The 17,345-nt window shown below is 49.6% G+C and carries 15 protein-coding genes; 12 read left to right on the top strand and 3 right to left on the bottom strand.

What is annotated here, in order from left to right:
* Positions 1–20 precede the first annotated feature (20 nt).
* From HMPREF9469_RS17955 to HMPREF9469_RS17965, 3 genes are all read left to right on the top strand, one after another.
* Positions 21–2,087 carry a ribonucleoside triphosphate reductase gene (locus tag HMPREF9469_RS17955; RefSeq protein ID WP_007864618.1) on the top strand — a complete coding sequence of 689 codons (2,067 nt, stop codon included), beginning with the start codon at positions 21–23 and terminating at the stop codon, positions 2,085–2,087.
* A 129-nt stretch (positions 2,088–2,216) separates the two neighbouring features.
* Complete coding sequence (locus tag HMPREF9469_RS17960; RefSeq protein ID WP_007864620.1) at positions 2,217–3,485, top strand: O-acetylhomoserine aminocarboxypropyltransferase/cysteine synthase family protein; 1,269 nt, start codon at positions 2,217–2,219, stop codon at positions 3,483–3,485.
* Between the two features lie 162 nt (positions 3,486–3,647).
* Positions 3,648–4,196, top strand: a complete 549-nt coding sequence (locus tag HMPREF9469_RS17965; RefSeq protein WP_252208251.1) for a YdeI/OmpD-associated family protein — start codon at positions 3,648–3,650, stop codon at positions 4,194–4,196.
* A gap of 101 nt (positions 4,197–4,297) precedes the next feature.
* On the opposite strand, the gene HMPREF9469_RS17970 is transcribed toward HMPREF9469_RS17965, so the two are convergent.
* From HMPREF9469_RS17970 to HMPREF9469_RS17980, 3 genes are all read right to left on the bottom strand, one after another.
* On the bottom strand, positions 4,298–4,639 hold the full coding sequence (locus HMPREF9469_RS17970; protein WP_007864624.1) for a cupin domain-containing protein: 342 nt from the start codon (positions 4,637–4,639) through the stop codon (positions 4,298–4,300).
* A 118-nt stretch (positions 4,640–4,757) separates the two neighbouring features.
* A complete protein-coding gene (locus tag HMPREF9469_RS17975; protein WP_007864627.1) occupies positions 4,758–5,099 on the bottom strand; it encodes a cupin domain-containing protein in 342 nt (113 codons plus the stop codon).
* A 105-nt stretch (positions 5,100–5,204) separates the two neighbouring features.
* Positions 5,205–5,879, bottom strand: coding sequence for a Crp/Fnr family transcriptional regulator (locus tag HMPREF9469_RS17980; protein ID WP_007864629.1), 675 nt, complete (start codon positions 5,877–5,879; stop codon positions 5,205–5,207).
* A gap of 127 nt (positions 5,880–6,006) precedes the next feature.
* Here HMPREF9469_RS17980 and HMPREF9469_RS17985 point away from each other — a divergent pair, with 127 nt between their 5' ends.
* The 9 genes from HMPREF9469_RS17985 to HMPREF9469_RS18025 all read left to right on the top strand — a co-directional run bounded on the left by HMPREF9469_RS17985 (position 6,007) and on the right by HMPREF9469_RS18025 (position 17,297).
* Positions 6,007–7,134, top strand: a complete 1,128-nt coding sequence (locus HMPREF9469_RS17985; RefSeq protein ID WP_007864632.1) for an ABC transporter substrate-binding protein — start codon at positions 6,007–6,009, stop codon at positions 7,132–7,134.
* On the top strand, positions 7,124–7,870 hold the full coding sequence (locus HMPREF9469_RS17990) for an ABC transporter permease (protein WP_007864635.1): 747 nt from the start codon (positions 7,124–7,126) through the stop codon (positions 7,868–7,870). Before HMPREF9469_RS17985 ends, HMPREF9469_RS17990 begins: the two co-directional genes overlap by 11 nt.
* Positions 7,857–8,552, top strand: a complete 696-nt coding sequence (locus tag HMPREF9469_RS17995) for an ABC transporter ATP-binding protein (RefSeq protein ID WP_007864637.1) — start codon at positions 7,857–7,859, stop codon at positions 8,550–8,552. Before HMPREF9469_RS17990 ends, HMPREF9469_RS17995 begins: the two co-directional genes overlap by 14 nt.
* Before the next feature lie 29 nt (positions 8,553–8,581).
* Positions 8,582–12,415 carry an acyl-CoA dehydratase activase gene (locus HMPREF9469_RS18000; RefSeq protein ID WP_007864640.1) on the top strand — a complete coding sequence of 1,278 codons (3,834 nt, stop codon included), beginning with the start codon at positions 8,582–8,584 and terminating at the stop codon, positions 12,413–12,415.
* Positions 12,416–12,497: 82 nt separating this feature from the next.
* On the top strand, positions 12,498–12,857 hold the full coding sequence (locus HMPREF9469_RS18005; protein WP_007864644.1) for a hypothetical protein: 360 nt from the start codon (positions 12,498–12,500) through the stop codon (positions 12,855–12,857).
* 257 nt (positions 12,858–13,114) lie between these two features.
* Positions 13,115–14,542 (top strand): type I glutamate--ammonia ligase, encoded by a 1,428-nt coding sequence (glnA, locus tag HMPREF9469_RS18010; RefSeq protein ID WP_040416763.1) that lies wholly within the window; start codon positions 13,115–13,117, stop codon positions 14,540–14,542.
* A 235-nt stretch (positions 14,543–14,777) separates the two neighbouring features.
* Complete coding sequence (locus tag HMPREF9469_RS18015; RefSeq protein WP_040416766.1) at positions 14,778–15,401, top strand: DUF4317 family protein; 624 nt, start codon at positions 14,778–14,780, stop codon at positions 15,399–15,401.
* Positions 15,402–15,465: 64 nt separating this feature from the next.
* Complete coding sequence (locus HMPREF9469_RS18020; RefSeq protein ID WP_007864652.1) at positions 15,466–16,116, top strand: response regulator transcription factor; 651 nt, start codon at positions 15,466–15,468, stop codon at positions 16,114–16,116.
* Positions 16,113–17,297, top strand: coding sequence for a sensor histidine kinase (locus HMPREF9469_RS18025; protein ID WP_007864655.1), 1,185 nt, complete (start codon positions 16,113–16,115; stop codon positions 17,295–17,297). The genes HMPREF9469_RS18020 and HMPREF9469_RS18025 overlap by 4 nt, the downstream gene beginning before the upstream one ends.
* The last annotated feature ends 48 nt before the right edge of the window (positions 17,298–17,345 follow it).

Below are 17,345 nucleotides of genomic sequence, written 5' to 3' on the forward strand. Positions count from 1 at the left end.
TTTTGAGGAGGGAACAGGATATGTTTTTTGTAGTTAAGCGGGACGGAGAAATCGTGGAGTTTCAGTTGGAGAAGATCACTGTGGCGATCAAGAAGGCATTTAAGGCAACCGGCAAATCATATACGGATGATATCATTGAACTGCTGTCCATTCGGGTGACCTCCGATTTCCAGGGAAAGATGAAGGACGGCCGGATCCCGGTGGAGGATATCCAGGACAGTGTGGAGAAGGTCCTGGAGGAAGCGGGATACACGGACGTGGCAAAGGCTTACATACTTTACAGAAAGCAGAGGGAGAAGATCAGGAATCTGGAAAAGACCACTTTGGATTATAAGGATGTGGTGGATAACTATGTGAAGGTGGAGGACTGGAGAGTGAAAGAAAACTCCACCATAACATACTCCGTGGGCGGGCTGATCCTGAACAATTCAGGAGCGGTGACAGCGAATTACTGGCTTACGGAGATATATGACAAAGAGGTTTCCGATGCGCATCTCAACGGGGATATCCATATCCATGACCTGTCCATGCTGACCAGCTACAGCTGCGGATGGTCATTAAAAAAACTGCTGCTGGACGGCCTTGGGGGAATTACGGGAAAGATCACAGCCTCCCCGGCCAAACACCTGGCCACCCTGTGCAACCAGATGGTTAATTTCCTGGGTATTATGCAGAATGAATGGGCGGCTTCCCAGTCATTTTCCTCCTTTGATACCTATCTGGCACCTTTTGTAAAATCAGACAACCTGCCATATGATAAAGTGAAAAAATGCATGGAAGCATTTGTTTTCGGGGTCAATACCCCCAGCAGATGGGGGACCCAGGCGCCGTTTTCCCATATTTCCATGGATCTGAAGGTGCCAAAGGACATGGCGGGAGAACGGGCCATTGTAGGCGGGAAACAGATGGATTTTACATACGGGGACTGCCAGGAAGAGATGGACATGGTCAATAAAGCCTTTCTGGAAACAATGCTGGAGGGCGATGCCAATGGCCAGGGGTTCCAGTATCCGATCCCGGCCTATGGGGTGACGTCTGATTTTGACTGGTCCGAAACGGAACAGAACCGGCTTTTGTTTTCACTGGCATCCCGATACGGCACACCGTATTTTATCAACTATACCAGAAGCGGCCTGGTACCGGAGGATGTGAGGATCTCCTGCCAGGAAACCCGGCCGGATCTCCATGTGCTGCACAGGAAGGCCGGAGGATTCTTCGGATACGGGGAGCACACGGGAGCCATCGGCGTGGTGACAATCAACCTTCCAAGGATCGCTTTCCAGTCCGGGAGCGGGAAGGAATTTTATGAAAGACTGGACCATCTGATGGATCTGGCAGCACGTTCCCTGGATACAAAGAGAAGGGTGGTCTCCAATCTGTTAAAGAACGGCCTTTATCCTTATACAGCCTGCTACCTGTCTGATTTTGACAGCCATTTTTCATCCATTGGCGTGATCGGCATGAATGAAGCAGGTTTGAATGCCCCATGGCTGCGGGCAGGGATGGAGTCGGAGAAGACAAGACAGTTTGCTGTCTCTGTGTTAAACCATATGCGGGAAAAACTGATCGGATACCAGCTGGAATACGGAACCCTTTATGGTCTGGAGGCAACTCCGGCAGAGTCGGCTACGTTCCGTTTTGCCAGGCTTGACAGGGAGCGTTTCCCTGGGATCAGGACAGGGGGCCGGGAGGGGAACGCACCGTATTACACCAACAGCACAAAGCTTCCCGCAGACCATGATATTCCATTGGAGGAGGCGCTGGCAAACCAGGATGAGGTACAGCCCCTTTACACCACGGGGACTGTTTTCCACATCTATGTGGAGCAGGAGCTTGAGGATTGGAGAAAGGCAAGGGATGTGGTCTTTCATGGGATCACGGAGCATACGATTCCTTACTGTACGCTGTCGCCCATTTATACGATCTGCCAGTCCTGCGGTTACCTGCCCGGCAGACAGAAGGTGTGTCCCAAATGCGGCGACCAAGCAGATATCTACAGCAGGATCGCCGGATATTACAGGCCGGTCCATGACTGGAATGACGGCAAAGCCCAGGAATTTAGGAACAGGGTCATGTACAGGATCTGATATTAATCCTGAAACGGGTTCCGGGACAGGTTCCGAAACAGGAAAACTTGTATCCGGACAGCAAAGACTGTATAATGTGTATTGAGGTTTAAAGCTTACTAATATGTTCAACAGAAGGAGAAACGTAAAATGAAAGACGAAACTAAGTGTTTACATGCAGGTTATACCCCGGGAAATGGGGAGCCACGTGTGCTGCCCATTGTGCAGAGCACCACGTATGTATATGATTCTGCTGCAGAGGTAGCTGCTATTTTTGATGATCCCACCAAAGGACTTTGCTATTCACGGTTTGGCAATCCCACAGTGATGGCAGTGGAACAGAAGATCGCTGAACTGGAAGGCGGAGTGGGGGCAATGTGCACCACATCAGGTCAGGCGGCCACGCTTCTCAGTATTCTCAATATCTGTACGGTTGGGGACAGCATCATCAGCACTCCCACGATTTACGGAGGCACCATTAACCTGTTCTCCTTTACCCTTAAAAAGCTGGGAATTGAGTGCATCTATGTTAACAATGATGCTTCGGATGAAGAGATCAAGGCTGCCTTTAAGCCCAATACCAAACTTGTGTTTGGCGAGACCATTGCCAATCCGGCATTAAAGGTATTTGATATTGAAAAGTTTGCAAACATTGCCCATGAGATGGGGGTTCCTCTGATCGTGGATAATACCTTTGCCACCCCTATCCTGTGCAAGCCCTTTGAGTTTGGCGCCGACATTGTGATCCACTCCACAAGCAAGTATATGGATGGACATGCTGTACAGATCGGCGGAGTGATTGTTGACAGCGGCAAATTTGACTGGAAAAACGGCAAGTTCCCGGAACTCACTGAGCCGGATGAATCCTACCATGGGATCTCCTATACGGACAGTTATGGAAACATGGCGTATATCATCAAGGCACGGATGCAGCTAATGAGGGACTTTGGCGTATATCCGGCCGCCCATTCCGCGTTTTTGCTGAATCTTGGCCTTGAGACACTGCCTGTGCGCATGAAACAGTATTGTGAGAATGCAATGACAGTGGCAAAGCACCTGGAGGAGTCCGATGCCGTGGAAAGTGTTCTGTATCCGGGACTTCCCGGCAACCGCGATTACGAGCTTGCAAAGAAATACTTAAAGGGATGCAGCGGTGTTATTTCATTTATCATGAAGGGCGGCAGGCCTGCAGCGGCAAAATTCATGGATTCCCTGAAACTGGCTTCCAACGAAGTGCATGTGGCGGACATAAGGACCTGTGTCCTTCACCCAGCCAGCGAGACACACAGGCAGCTGACCGATGAACAGCTGGCTGCTGCCGGAATTAATGGGGGAATGATCCGTTTTTCCGTGGGACTGGAAAACATAGATGATATTATAGAGGATCTGGATCTGGCTCTTAAGGCTTCCATGTCCTGAGGGGGATCCTCCCGCTTCTAAGGTGAAATTAAGAATGAATGGACGCAGCTTACGGACACGGTTGTTGGACTGAAGACGGCCTGTAAGGCGTCCATTTTTGTACTGTTTTTATGGTACCCTCAGTGGACAAGGGCAGAGGAGGTAAACAAAGTGAATGATAGGATGGTGTTTTCAGACAGGGAGGAGTTTCGTGCATGGCTGCATGAAAACTGCCTGTCAAATGAAGGGGTCTGGCTGCTCTTTGGAAAAGCAGGCGGACCAAAGACGCTGAAGGCAGGCGAAGCCCTTGAGGAAGCGCTCTGTTTTGGATGGATCGATGGACAGATGCAGAGTATGGATGACAAAACCTATAAAAAATACTTCTCCCTGCGCAGGGAAAACAGCAAGTGGTCGGAGAAAAATAAAGCATTGGCGGAAAAGCTTGAAAAACAGGGGATCATGACTGACCATGGCAGGAAAAAAATAGAAGAAGCCAGAAAAAACGGCCGGTGGGATGCCCCAAAGCCCCCGGCTGTCACAGAGGATCAGATCGCTGCGGTGACAGACCTGTTAAAGGGATATGAGCCTGCCCATACTAATTTTCTTGCCATGTCACAGTCGGTTAAGAAAACATATACCAGGGCCTACTTTGATGCGAAAACAGATGCCGGACGTGAGAAGAGGACGGCATGGATGGTGGACCGGCTTAACAAAAACCTGAAACCAATGTGAGAAACGCCAAATATGCAAAGGCGGAGGCGGCCTGCCTGTGGCAGCAGCCGTCCTCCGCCCACAGCGGACGGATCTGTTTGTTGTAACACCATCTTGTGATATCAATCTATTTGTTTTACAACAGTCAGCATCATCTTGAATTTTGTTTTGGCCTTTACTGCGTGCGGAATGCCTGCAGGCATGACAATGGCCTGCCCGCTCTTTACATGGTGCTCCACACCGTCAATGGTGATCAATGCCTCACCCTCAATTATAAAGGCCATGGCATCTCCGGGAGCCGCATGGGTGCTGACACCTTCTCCCTCATCAAATGCAAACAGGGTGATCCCCGCACCGGGCTGCTGGGCAAGGGTCAGGCTCACTACCTTGCATGAATCATAATCTACTTTCTGTGCCAGCTCAAAGGCAGCGGCATGTTCAATATTTTTGATCAATGGTTCCATATAATCCTCCTGATATGTTTTGTGTACTTTCGGAACCTCCCGGTACTCAGATTTGTGCGCGGCTGGCGGAAAATCAGCTGCAAAGATAGATGCCGGGGAGATTCCGGGAGTACACTTTTTAGTTGGCAGAAGTAACTGCCGTTATCTGTAATATCTTAAATGAGACAGCGCTTTTTAAGGAATGGAGAACACCGGCAGGTATAGCCATCACCTGCCCCTTTTTCAGGAGGTGTTCCTCTGCTCCCGCTGTCAGAGTCATCTCCCCATCCACCATAAAGAAAAGGGTGTCTCCGGGATACAGTTCTTCACTGACGCCCTCCTCTTTATCAAAGGCAAGCAGGGTGATCTGGACTTCCTGGCTTTGATAGAGACTCATACTGCACACCTGGTTTGGACGATACTGGATTAAACTGTTTAGAGATTCAGGTGCCGCAGTGGGCAAATGTCTTAAAAACCTCATGGTTTGCTCCTCTCTTTTTTGTCTGACAGCACCAGTATAATTGGTTTTATATAAATATTCAGTTGCTGTGGCAACATTGCACGTCTATTTGATGATAAAATATTCTCAACTGGGGGACAAAAACCCCTTGTCCATCAGGATCACCCGGTTTCCTTCACAGACCAAGATCCCCTCATTTTTTAATCTTCCCAGTTCCCTGGACAGTGCGCTTCGGTCCACACACAGAAATTCAGCCCATGCATTGCGGTTGAATGGGATCTGTATGGTGCCGTCCCTGGCCAAGGGCTGCGTCTGTAAATACAGTTTAATACGGTCCCTCAGCTTTTTCTGGGCCAGAATGCGTATCTTACGGTTAAGGAACAGGTTTCTTTCTGCCAGGCGCCGCAGCAGGTTTACAGTGACCTGATTGCGGTAGGGACAGGCAGAGGGCTTCATGAGATTGTCAAACCTGATGAGCAGGATGCGGCAGTCTTCCAGGACACTGATCTGCATGGGGCTTTGATTTTTGACCGCACATGCAACTGCTTCACCAAAACATTCCCCTGCGCAGCAATGATTCATATTAATCGAATTCCCTGCCTCATCATAGGAGATGATCTGGATCTTTCCGTCCAGAACAATTCCTGCCTGTTTGGACGGTTCCCCAATATCCAGTATAATCTTTCCGGCAGGAAAAGACTTGATCGTTCCATCCAGACATTGCAGCACATTGTGATATTTATCTTCCGGAATACCGTCAAAAAGCGGAACATGTCCTAATACTGATAAATTATATTCCAAAGAATTCCCTCCTCGTTGCCATGGCAACCGACAAAATGCATGGCTCATTCTATAATACAGCTAACGGATTAGCCATAACTAACCCACGAATCTACTATAGTACCAACAGAAAGGAATGTCAAATCAAATGAAAAAAAATCTCTCATTTTTACTGGCTTTTGGCCTGGTGTTCAGCAGCCTGGCAGGTTGTGCGCCCCAGGCACGGCAGGCGGATACCAAGGCCTCAGTTTCCGTCCAGGCAATTGAAAGCGGAGATTCCTCCAGGGAATCCCTTTCAAATAACGCCAAAACATCTGCTCCAGAAACCGCCGAGGCATCTGTTCCAGAGAACGCCGAGATATCTGATCCCGGGACAGGGGGCGGGGAGTCGTCAGTCCTGAAGATCGGTGTACCCACAGCACCGCCGGCCCTTCCCGTTCTCCATATGATGTCCACCAATGCGCTGGGTGATCAGGTAGAAATCCAGCTGGATGTGTGGGATGGTCCGGAGCAGCTGATCGCCATGGTCCAGGACGGAGGGCACCAGATGTTCGCATTTCCCTTGACCGTGGTGGCAAAGCTTTATAACAAAGGGCTGGACGTGCAGCTGATGAATGTCAATACATGGGGCGTTACATATTTCCTCACATCAGATCCCGATTTTCGTGATTGGAGCGACTTAAAAGGAAAGACCGTATATGTTCCCCTTCAGTCATCTCCGCCGGATGCCCTGACCCAGTATTTTATCTCTGCCGCAGGTCTTAAAGTGGGAGAGGATGTGGAGATCATCTATGCCAGCACACCGGAGGTGACCTCGCTGCTGGCTTCCGGAAAGGCGGTCTATGCAACCCAGATCGAACCTCAGGTGACGGCTGCCCTGAGCCAGAACCCGGATGTCCGCCGTGCCTTGAGTTTTGAGGAGGAATGGCAGAAGGCAACCGGAACTGATACCATGATCCCCAATGCCGGATTTGGTGCACTGGCGTCCTTTACAGAGGAGAATCCGGAACTTGCAGCCCGGTTTGAGAAGGCTTATGAGGAGAGCCTTGAGTGGGTGCTGGAGCATCCAGAGGAGGCGGCGGCCCTGGCGGAGGAACATCTGGGAATGAAGGCCCGGATGGTACAAAAGGCCATTCCCACCATGGGACTATATTATAAATCCGCCCTGGATGCCAAGGCGGAGCTGGATACATTTTATCAGATGCTGAATGAATTTGATGCCGCCATGATCGGCGGTGAGATTCCGGATGAGGATATGTATTACCATGAACCATAAAATGGACCATATGCTGACCATTGTGCTGATCTTTGGGACATGGTTTGTGCTGACTCTCTTTTTTCCTCCAATGGTGGTACCTTCCATTGACAGTGTGGCACGTCAGGTCTTTCATATTCTGACCACGGCCAGCCTGTGGACAACCATGGCTTTGACACTGGGCCGGCTTGCTGCCGGCCTGGCGGTGGGTATCCTTCTGGGCAGTGTTCTGGGGCTCCTGTTTGGATTTTGGCCGCGGGTGGAATCGGTTTTGGGACCGGTCCTGCGGATCTTCCAGACAGTGCCGCCTGTGTGCTGGGTTGTATTGGCTTTGGTGTGGTTTGGATTTAACGGAAAGCCCTGTATTTTTATTGTGGTGACAGCGACCCTTCCCACGGTCGCGATCAATCTGTGTCAGGGAGTGCGCAATATTGACCCAAAACTGCTGGAAATGGCCCGAATGTATCATTTTTCCAAACAAAAGATCCTTATGCACGTCATTTTGCCATCTTTAGCCCCCTATATCCGGTCTTCCCTGGAAATTGTAGTGGGAGGCGGATGGAAGATCGTTGTCATGGGGGAGGTGCTGACCACCAGCACCGGAATCGGAGGAGCCATTACCACAGCGCGGCTGAATATTGAGCCGGAGACATTGATCGCCTGGTCAGTTATTCTGGTGTCATTCTGTTATCTGACGCACTGGATCTTAAAATGTCTGTTTACCGGGAAAGGAGCTTGTACTTATGAAGGTTTCTAACCTTTCAAAAACCTTTGGAGATTTAGCTTCCCTTGACCATTTGGATTTCTCTGTGGAGCCCGGAGAGATCGTAGCCCTGATCGGCCCTTCCGGGTGCGGAAAATCCACCTTGCTAAATATTATTTCCGGATTGGTTCAACCGGATAAGGGGAGTGTGTCCGGTGTCCCGGACAGGGTAGGGTATGTGTTCCAGGAAAGCCGTCTGCTTCCGTGGAGAACGGTTTTTGACAATATCCGTCTGGCAAGGGAGGAAAATACTCCCGGTGCAGCACAGGCGGTGCGGGAGTGGATTGATGCAGTGGGGCTTGGGGGTTTTGAGGACTATTATCCTGCCCAGCTTTCAGGAGGCATGGCCAAACGGTGCGCCATTGCCCGGGCGTTTTATCACAAAAGCGACCTGTTGCTTATGGATGAACCCTTCCAGGGCCTGGATTACGGGATACGGATGGAAATGCTGAATATGCTGCTCTCGATCTGGAAAAAGCAGAGACAGGGGATCCTTTTTGTAACCCATGAGATTGATGAGGCGCTGACTGTTGCCACACGTATTTTAGTACTTTCCGCCCGCCCCGCCCGGGTGGCATGGGAGGTTATTCTTCCGGGAAAAGAGGGCAGGGACTGTGCTGATCCCGAACTGCAGGATATACGCAGGGAGATCATCTGGAGAATATTGGGACGGTAAGATAAAAATAAGACCATGGAGGATTTTAGATGTGTTATAAAGATCAGATCCAAATAGGAATCGATATGGGAACCAGCTCGGTGAAGCTGGTTTTTTTAAAGGATGGAAAGATTCTGTATACAACAAAAAAAGAACATAAGGGTAATGGACTCAGGACTCTTGACAAGATGCTCGGCAGAGTGGCTGTGCCCGGGATCTCCCTGGAATCAGCGGATACTTTGGCCGCTGCTACAGGCAGCGGGGCAGCTGAAATCCTCCAGTTATACCCGGATATCCGGATGGCGGAAGAGATTCCTGCCATTACGGAGGGATGCCGCCTTCTATGTCCCCAGGCGGATTCGGCAATTGACATTGGATACCAGAACGCCAGATACATAACCGGACTTAGAAAAGGAGGTCCGCCTCAGTTTGCCATAAACGGTCACTGTGCAGGGGGAACGGGTTCGTTTTTTGAGTCCCAGATGGTCAGGCTGAACCTGCCCATGGAGGAATATTCATCTCTGATACAAAAGGCAGAATCCATACCGCGTTTATCCGGGCGGTGTGCGGTTTTTGCAAAAAGTGATGTGATCCATCTACAGCAGGAACAGGTACCGGCTGCGGATATTATGCTGGGACTCTGTTACGCCATGGTAAGAAATTACCGCTCGGTCCTCATTGGGCGCCTTCCTGTGGCTGCGCCCGTTCTGCTATGCGGCGGAGTGATGAAAAACCAAGGGGTGGTCCGTGCATTGGGGGATATACTGCATTTGAAGGAAGAGGAGCTGGTTCTGCCGGATCACTTTGAATATGAGCAGGCGGCCGGGGCGGCCGTGATGGCGGACCAAAGTGTATCCTTGTCCGATCTCAGGCTGGCCTTAAGCAGGGGGACGGCTGTCAGGAAAGACATGATCCGCATCTCAAAATTAAAAGCCATGGAACAGGGCATCAAAAACAGGGCAATGGGGGTGAGGGAGATGGATCCCGTCTCCTGGCAGGGGGAAGGACTTTTGCCGGACAGCTGCTTTCTTGGCATTGATATCGGCTCTACCAGTACCAATCTGGTGGTGCTGGACCAAGGGGGAAGGCTGATCCATTCTCAATACCTGCGTACCGGAGGGGATCCTGCCGGCGCTGTGGAAAAGGGGCTTGATCACCTGAAGCAGGTGTTGGGCGAAAGGCTGTCCATCAAAGGAATCGGGGTAACCGGATCCGGAAGGGAGAAGATCGGGCGCAGTCTGAAGGCCCAGGCGATCCGTGACGAGATCACGGCCCAGGCAAGGGCCGCGGCATTTATTGACCAGGAAGTGGATACGGTATTTGAAATCGGCGGACAGGATTCCAAATATATTTCCCTGGATCATGGGTATGTCAGGGATTTCCAGATGAATAAGATCTGCGCAGCGGGAACCGGTTCCTTTATTGAGGAACAGGCGGCGCGCATGGGAGTTCCCCTTGAGGAATTCGGGCCATTGGCATTGTCCTCCTTGTCTCCCCTGGATCTGGGGGACCGCTGTACGGTTTTTATAGAAAACTCCATTACAACAGCCCAGGCCCAGGGGGCGGAACCAGCAGATATTGCGGCAGGTCTGTGTGATTCCGTTGTGCGCAATTATCTGCACAAGGTAGTGGGGGAAAAGCCGGTTGGCAGCCATATCATACTTCAGGGCGGTGTGGCTTACAATCCGGGGATCGTGGCTGCTTTTACCAGGGTATATGGAGAGCGGATTACGGTTTCACCTGTTTTTGCCATCAGCGGAGCATTCGGAGCAGCTCTTCTGGCCCAGGAGGCTGTTAAAAAGGAGTCTCATCAAACAGGCTCGCATCAACAACGGCCGGAACCTGAGAAGGATTCCAGAAAGGATATAGATGCCTTTTTTCAGGCAGAGGAGCTGCTATTAAAGGGATACGATCCGCACCTATCAAAAGGTGCAAAGACGGTAGGGGTCCCCTATGCGCTGATGATGCATAAATTTTTCCCAATGGCCAATGCATTTTTTACAGAGCTGGGCTACCGTGTCTTATTGTCCTCACCTACCAATGAGAATACGATCGCCATGGCCCAAAGCCATGCAAGGAATGAGACATGTTATCCGGTTAAACTGATTTACGGCCATATGCTGGAACTGGCAGAACGAAAGGTGGATTATGTGTTTCTTCCATCCATCCATACCATGAAACATGAGACATCAAAGGTCAGGCATAATTATGGGTGCGTGTATATGCAGACGGCACCAAGGCTGGTGTTTGATGAACTGGAATTGGAAAAAAAAGGAATACAGCTGTTAAACCCTGTGTTTGACCTGGATTTTGGTCAGGAAGCCATGGCACAGTCCATGCTTCAGGTGGGGAAGCGGCTGGGATTTGGAATGGAAGACTGTAAAAGAGCATTGATGGCAGGGGCGGCAGCGGTACGGCGTCATACGGCAGCATTGGAAGAACAGGGGAGGCAGGTCTTAAGCCGTCTTAAACCGGGTGAAAAGGCCCTTGTGCTGATCGCGCGTAATTACGGAGCAGCGGACCCGGTACTGAATATGGGAATTCCCAAGCTGATACAGGAGAGAAACTGGAAACTTCTGAGCCTGTCCCATCTGCCGGCCCATGATTTGGATCTGTCTGACGAGTACGGGACCCTGTGCTGGCCCTTTGGGCAGCATATCCTGTCCGGGGCAAAGCTGGTAAAGAACCATCCGAATCTGTATGCAGTCTATCTGACCAACCATGGATGCGGGCCTGATACCATGCTGACCCATTTATTCAGGGATGAGATGGGGGATAAACCCTATCTTCAGATTGAAGTTGACGAGCATTTTTCCAAGATAGGCATGATTACCCGTGTGGAAGCTTTTTTAAGCAGCCTTCAGGAGCGGGAAACAGTAAAACAGCCGGCGGATTTTGAGATAAAGAAACTGCCGGTCCATCCGGTCAAGCTAAAAGAGGCCATGTCTGTGGCAGATCAGATCATCCTTCCGGACATACAGCCCTACAGCCGTTTCCTGGAATCATACATGAAGAAACTGGGAATGTCACCCACCCTGCTTCCGGCTGACCTCCAGGCAGATATTAAAGCGGGATTGGAGGAGACTGTGACAAAAGAATACTCCACATACACACTTATTTCCGGAATGGCGGTCCGTGCCTTAAGGTCCGGGTATACCGGACAGATCCTGATCCCTTATACGCAAGGGGCGGAGGCGGATAATCAGTACAGCCGCGTCATCCACTCCACACTGCAGAGGATACGGCCCGGAAGGCTTTCTGTTCTGTCCCCCTGTCTGGAGCGCCTTCCGGACACTGCCATGGATCTGAAGGGATTGTTTCTTTGCCTGCTGGCAGGCGACCTGGCAATGGAAGCCGAATACAGATCCCGGCAAAAACAGCCGTGTCCTGTTGTCTCACTGACAGGAGACCCCATGACCCTGATGACGTTTGGCAAGCCCGTGATCCACATGCTGAGGAAACAGGGATATATGCTGCGCATTCAGCCTCTCTCAGAATTCCTTTTGTTTTTGTGGATGGACCTCGCCGAGACAAAAGAAGAACAGATGAGGTTAAAACCCCTGGAGGAATATCTTCAGATGGCGGGAAAGAAAATGGGAATATATAATCCATTTGCAGATAATATCAGGACGCTGATGTGGGAGGCGGATCAGGTATTGCCGAAGTTTGCGGGAGGAGGAGGACGGTATCGCTTTGCCAAAACCGAACAGGAACGAAAGCTTGCAAAAGGCGTGATCTCCATGGCTCCCCAATATGAAAATACGGAGATGATCCTTACTCTCAAGGAAGGGGCCGGCGGCTGTCCTTTATACCGCATGTCTTTTGGGAACCGTCTGGAATCCGGCGATATGGACCGGCTGCGTTCCTTCTTGTATTATATATGATTATTCTGCGTTTCAAATTGCAAAAGCCTGATAATTATGGTAAAATATAGGTAAATTTCAGAAGAAAGAGGGTATGCCAATTATGGGTAAAGAAGTATTAAGCTATGTTGTTGAAAAGACACACGAATTAATTGATGCGCCAACATGTAACAGTGAGACAAAGGCAGCGGCTAAAGCCTGGTTGGATGCTGTTGGAACTGAAAATGAAGCTGCAGAAACAAAGAAATACATAGATGAGCTGGAAGCGGATATCATGCCTATTGACGGTCTGATTGGTTTTGCGGAATCTGATGCAGGCAGCCAGGTTTTTGGGTCTGATAAAGCGAAGGATGTTGCAGCACATGCAAAGGAGATCAAGGCTGCCGGGGCAAAGTTTTGTGATTGTCCGGCCTGCGCAGCGGTGGAAGCCATCCTTAATAAAAAAGAGGACCTCCTCAAATAAAAACAGGGATTTAGATAAGGTTTGCCTTACACCGTTTGCTTTACACTGCACCAGCCGCAATGGCTGGTGCTTCTTTTATCGCTGCGCAACAGATAATTGCGTGACAATTTCTGGGGATTGAACCCTGATCCTGGGATATTCTGCAGAAATAAACATTTTAAGGGCGATTATTTTACAAAAATATGGTAGAATCTACATAACAAAGTAAATTTGTTATCATGTCTTTTTTATGAGGGCAGTAATTGAGAGGGGAAAACATGTCAAGGAGTGCAGATGTATTGCGTATTTGCAAAGAAAAGGGAATCAAGATGATTGATTTCAAGATGACGGACCTAAATGGACGGTGGAGGCACATCACGATTCCGGTGGAACGGTTTGACGAGGAGATCTTTACACAGGGAATTGGGTTTGACGGATCCAATTATGGATATGCTCCGGTGGAAAAGAGTGATATGGTGTTCATACCGGACCCGGATACCGCGGTGGTGGATCCATTTACAGAGGTCCCTACCCTGACCATGTGCGGGGACGCATGTGTCATTGGTAAGGAAAACCGCCCGTTTGACCAGTATCCCAGAAATGTAAGCCTGAGAGCCATTGAGTACATGAAGGAACAGGGGATTGCGGATCGGATGCTGATCGGGCCGGAATTTGAATTCCATCTGTTTGACAATGTCAGCTATATGGTGGAACCGCAGCGTATGGCCTTTACCGTGGATACCAGACAGGCGGCCTGGAACAGCGGGAAGGAGACGTTTGACAACAAGGGCTTTCAGGTTCCCGGGAGCGGAGGATACCATATTGCGGCGCCTCAGGATGTGGCTTATAACTTAAGGAGCAGGATGTGCATGATGCTCCAGGACTGGGGCGTGGATGTAAAATATCATCACCATGAAGTGGGCGGCTCAGGACAGATGGAAATCGAGGTGGAGCTGGGCGATATGGTAGACATGGCGGATAAGACCATGATCATCAAGTACGTGGTCCACAACGCGGCTGTCCAGGATGGAAGGACAGCCACCTTTATGCCGAAACCCATTTATAAAGAGGCGGGCAACGGAATGCATGTGCACATGCTGCTGATGAAAGACGGGGAGCCGGTTTTTTATGATGAGAATGGATATTCCGGCCTGAGCAGAACAGCCCATTATTTTATGGGAGGTTTGTTAAAGCATGTCCCGTCCCTCTGTGCATTTACCAATCCTTCCACAAACTCATTCAAACGCCTTGTGCCCGGATACGAGGCGCCGGTGACCATTGGATACGCCACATCCAACCGAAGCGCTGTGATCAGGATTCCGGCATATGCCAAAACACCCAAGGCAAAACGGTTTGAACTGAGGAATCCGGACGCAACAGCGAATCCATATTATGCCTATGCGGCGATCCTGATGGCCGGCCTTGACGGGATCAAGAATCAGATTGATCCCCAGGCCAACGGCTGGGGGCCCTTTGACTGTAATCTTTATGAGCTGTCCGAGGAGGAAAAATCAAAGATCCAATCCCTGCCCAAAACATTGGATGAGGCGCTGGATGCCCTGGAGGCGGACCATGGGTATCTGACAGCCGGCGGGGTGTTCCCGGAACGTCTGATCCGGATATGGCTTAAGAACAAACGGGAGGAGAGCGGGGAACTGTCCCTGATCCCCCATCCGGCAGAATTCCAGCGGTATTATGATCTGTGATCAACCAATACCGCATAAATGAAAGCAGAGGAGAATCCGGCTGTCTCATGGAACCTTATGGTTTTGGGAGGGCCGGATTCTTTTTGGTATTGGATTTATAATACTGTATTTTTTTAATATTGTATTTGTAGCTGTATTTGTTATAATGTTTCATGGTATTTCCAAAGGCAAAACGGTTTGAATGGAGCATTCCAATGGAAAACTGATAAAATCACAGAAAGGTAAATGACAGACAATGATAAACAGAGAGGATATGCTGGAGCTGACAAGGCGGATGACCCTTTCACGGACATCATTTACAAGGATTGCAGGATGTTATGTGGACAGGGATGGGGATTTTGAGGGGAGTTTTAATACGAATTTCCTGAAACTGTCTGCACCTGAGAGAACGAAAAAACTGAAGCTGGCAAAGGAGATCCCTTTTTCACCAACAAATGTGAACCTGAAAAAATATGAATTCCGTGAAGGCGCTCGAAAGCCCGGGAGCATGTGGCAGCTGCTCATGGCGATGAATGAATGCGGCTTAAAGAATGACGCCCTGATGGATACATTTTATGATGTTGTCATGGAAAATTATAAAACAAATTCAGCCTACGCCATCCTGGTCTTCCATGACCGTTATGATATCCCTGCTAAGACATCGGACAGGGAACGGCTATGGGAATCCGAGGAGGTGTTTGAATATATGATCTGTGCTGTTTGTCCGATGGCAGGAGAGTATGAACCAACAAAGCCGGAATGCGGTTTTTTATTTCCTGCATTTACAGACAGGAGCGGGGACCTGAATCATATTGCGGTGTTCCAGGCAGAGGCAGATCGTCCCCATGATGAATTACTGGAAATACTTGGGATTGGTTGAGGAATACATTGATAGATTGGATGTTGGTTTTAATGGGAGAAGACAGGGATGATTGAAGTTTATTATGTGGGATGAGTTCATTGGGAACACGGTTAAGGAATATCTGGAGGAACAAAGCTTTCATGTCTTGATTTATACAACAGTGGAAGCGGCCAGGCAGGCGCTTATGAAACAAGTGCCATCGCTGATTCTGTTAGACTGGAATATGCCGGATGGCCAGGGGGATGTTCTTTGCCGCTGGATCCGTTCCAGGTGGGAGAACCTGCCGGTGATGTTCCTCACTGTCCGCGGTGGTTCTCATAACATGATCTCCGGTTTCCAAAACGGCGCTGATGATTATGTTGTGAAGCCCTTTGATCTGGATGTTTTGTATTCCCGTATATGTGCCCTGCTGCGCAGAGCGGGAAATGTATCAGCGCAGTATCTGTCCTGTGATAATATTTCAATTGACAGGAATGGCATGAGGGTTTTTTGCAGGGGTGAGGAAATTGCCCTAAGCCAGCAGGAATACCAGGTATTATTGCTTTTAATGCAGAATAGAGGGAGGACTGTTCCCAGGGATAAATTGTTGGAGCAGGTGTGGGATATCAATGGAAGCTATGTAAATGATAATACGCTTACGGTTACCATTAAACGCCTGCGAGAAAAACTAAATCAGCCCTCCTGCCTGAAGACGGTGAGAAGCTTTGGATACCGCATGGAGGACACCATATGAGCCGCCGGAAGAGTGGAGGAATGTTCCCTGCAATTGTCCTTGCGGTCAGCCTTTTTGCATCATCGGTCACCGCCGTGCTGATGACAGGGATGTATAGCCGCATCCAATTTCATGTTTTAAGCAGTGTCTGCAGTGAAATCCTAAGGGCACATCCGGAGATGGAGAAGGCTGTACTGTCATCCCTGAAAAAATTTAAAATGCATTCCGGACCAGAGGAGGATGGAAATGTACTGTTGGATTATGGCTACAGGTCATGGGATTTTCTGAGCAGTGAATATCAATACGGCATATTGTTTTCCGTTACCGGCTTTGCGGTCTCCGGTGGTCTGTTCCTGTTTGCCGCCTGGCACTGGCGCCGTAAGGAGTCTTTGCGCATAAAAGCATTGACAGAGTATCTTGAGAGGGTGAATACGGGAAATTCATGCCTTGCCCTGGAAGCAAGGGAGGACGGATTTTCTCAATTGCAGGATGAACTATATAAGACAGTGACTATGCTGTATCAGACAAGGGAAGCCGCCATTCAGGAGAAGGCAGCTTTTGCAGATAATCTGTCCAATATTGCCCATCAGCTTAAAACACCGGTGACAGCCATTTCCCTGTCCGCCCAGATGATGAAAAAGCATCCGTCCATGGATCAGCCGGATCAGATACAAAAGCAACTGAGCCGGCTGGTTCATCTGGAGGAGGCGCTGCTTCTCCTGGCACGCCTTGACGCAGGCACCCTTTTATTGGAAAAGGAATCAGTGGATGTCTTTACTTTGCTTAATCTTGCTGCCGATAATTTACAGGAGGTATTAAGAGAATCAGAAGTCTCTGTTCAAATTCCTGAAAACGGCAAAATGGAGATTACCGCTGATCTGGACTGGACCATGGAAGCGATTATGAACCTGATAAAGAACTGCGCTGAGTATACGCCTGTTGGGGGAAGTGTTTACTGTACCTATTCACAAAATCTGCTGTACACGGAAATTATGATATGGGATGAAGGCGATGGATTTGCCGCAGAGGACACGCCTCATCTTTTTGAACGGTTTTATCAGGGGAAAAATGCAGCAAAAGGCGGAATCGGCCTTGGCCTTGCCCTGTCCAAAGAGATCATCCAACGCCAGAATGGAACGATCCGGGCTGGCAATCATCCAGGGGCCGGAGGAATGTTTGAAATCCGGTTCTACAGTCACTGACCAGTCACTTTGGCCTGTTATAATGGAAGAAAAATAACAGGAAAAGGA

Source organism: [Clostridium] citroniae WAL-17108 (assembly GCF_000233455.1).
In the GTDB taxonomy this organism is placed as follows: Bacteria; Bacillota; Clostridia; order Lachnospirales; family Lachnospiraceae; genus Enterocloster; species Enterocloster citroniae.

Excerpts from the sequence above, each read along its gene's own strand:
- HMPREF9469_RS17985 (WP_007864632.1), top strand. The coding sequence starts at position 6,007 with ATGAAAAAAAATCTCTCATTTTTACTGGCTTTTGGCCTGGTGTTCAGC.
- HMPREF9469_RS18025 (WP_007864655.1), top strand. The coding sequence starts at position 16,113 with ATGAGCCGCCGGAAGAGTGGAGGAATGTTCCCTGCAATTGTCCTTGCG.
- HMPREF9469_RS17995 (WP_007864637.1), top strand. The coding sequence starts at position 7,857 with ATGAAGGTTTCTAACCTTTCAAAAACCTTTGGAGATTTAGCTTCCCTT.
- HMPREF9469_RS17960 (WP_007864620.1), top strand. The coding sequence starts at position 2,217 with ATGAAAGACGAAACTAAGTGTTTACATGCAGGTTATACCCCGGGAAAT.
- HMPREF9469_RS17990 (WP_007864635.1), top strand. The coding sequence starts at position 7,124 with ATGAACCATAAAATGGACCATATGCTGACCATTGTGCTGATCTTTGGG.
- HMPREF9469_RS17955 (WP_007864618.1), top strand. The coding sequence starts at position 21 with ATGTTTTTTGTAGTTAAGCGGGACGGAGAAATCGTGGAGTTTCAGTTG.
- HMPREF9469_RS18005 (WP_007864644.1), top strand. The coding sequence starts at position 12,498 with ATGGGTAAAGAAGTATTAAGCTATGTTGTTGAAAAGACACACGAATTA.
- HMPREF9469_RS17975 (WP_007864627.1), bottom strand. The coding sequence starts at position 5,099 with ATGAGGTTTTTAAGACATTTGCCCACTGCGGCACCTGAATCTCTAAAC.
- HMPREF9469_RS18020 (WP_007864652.1), top strand. The coding sequence starts at position 15,466 with ATGTGGGATGAGTTCATTGGGAACACGGTTAAGGAATATCTGGAGGAA.
- HMPREF9469_RS18015 (WP_040416766.1), top strand. The coding sequence starts at position 14,778 with ATGATAAACAGAGAGGATATGCTGGAGCTGACAAGGCGGATGACCCTT.
- HMPREF9469_RS17970 (WP_007864624.1), bottom strand. The coding sequence starts at position 4,639 with ATGGAACCATTGATCAAAAATATTGAACATGCCGCTGCCTTTGAGCTG.
- glnA (WP_040416763.1), top strand. The coding sequence starts at position 13,115 with ATGTCAAGGAGTGCAGATGTATTGCGTATTTGCAAAGAAAAGGGAATC.
- HMPREF9469_RS17965 (WP_252208251.1), top strand. The coding sequence starts at position 3,648 with ATGGTGTTTTCAGACAGGGAGGAGTTTCGTGCATGGCTGCATGAAAAC.
- HMPREF9469_RS18000 (WP_007864640.1), top strand. The coding sequence starts at position 8,582 with ATGTGTTATAAAGATCAGATCCAAATAGGAATCGATATGGGAACCAGC.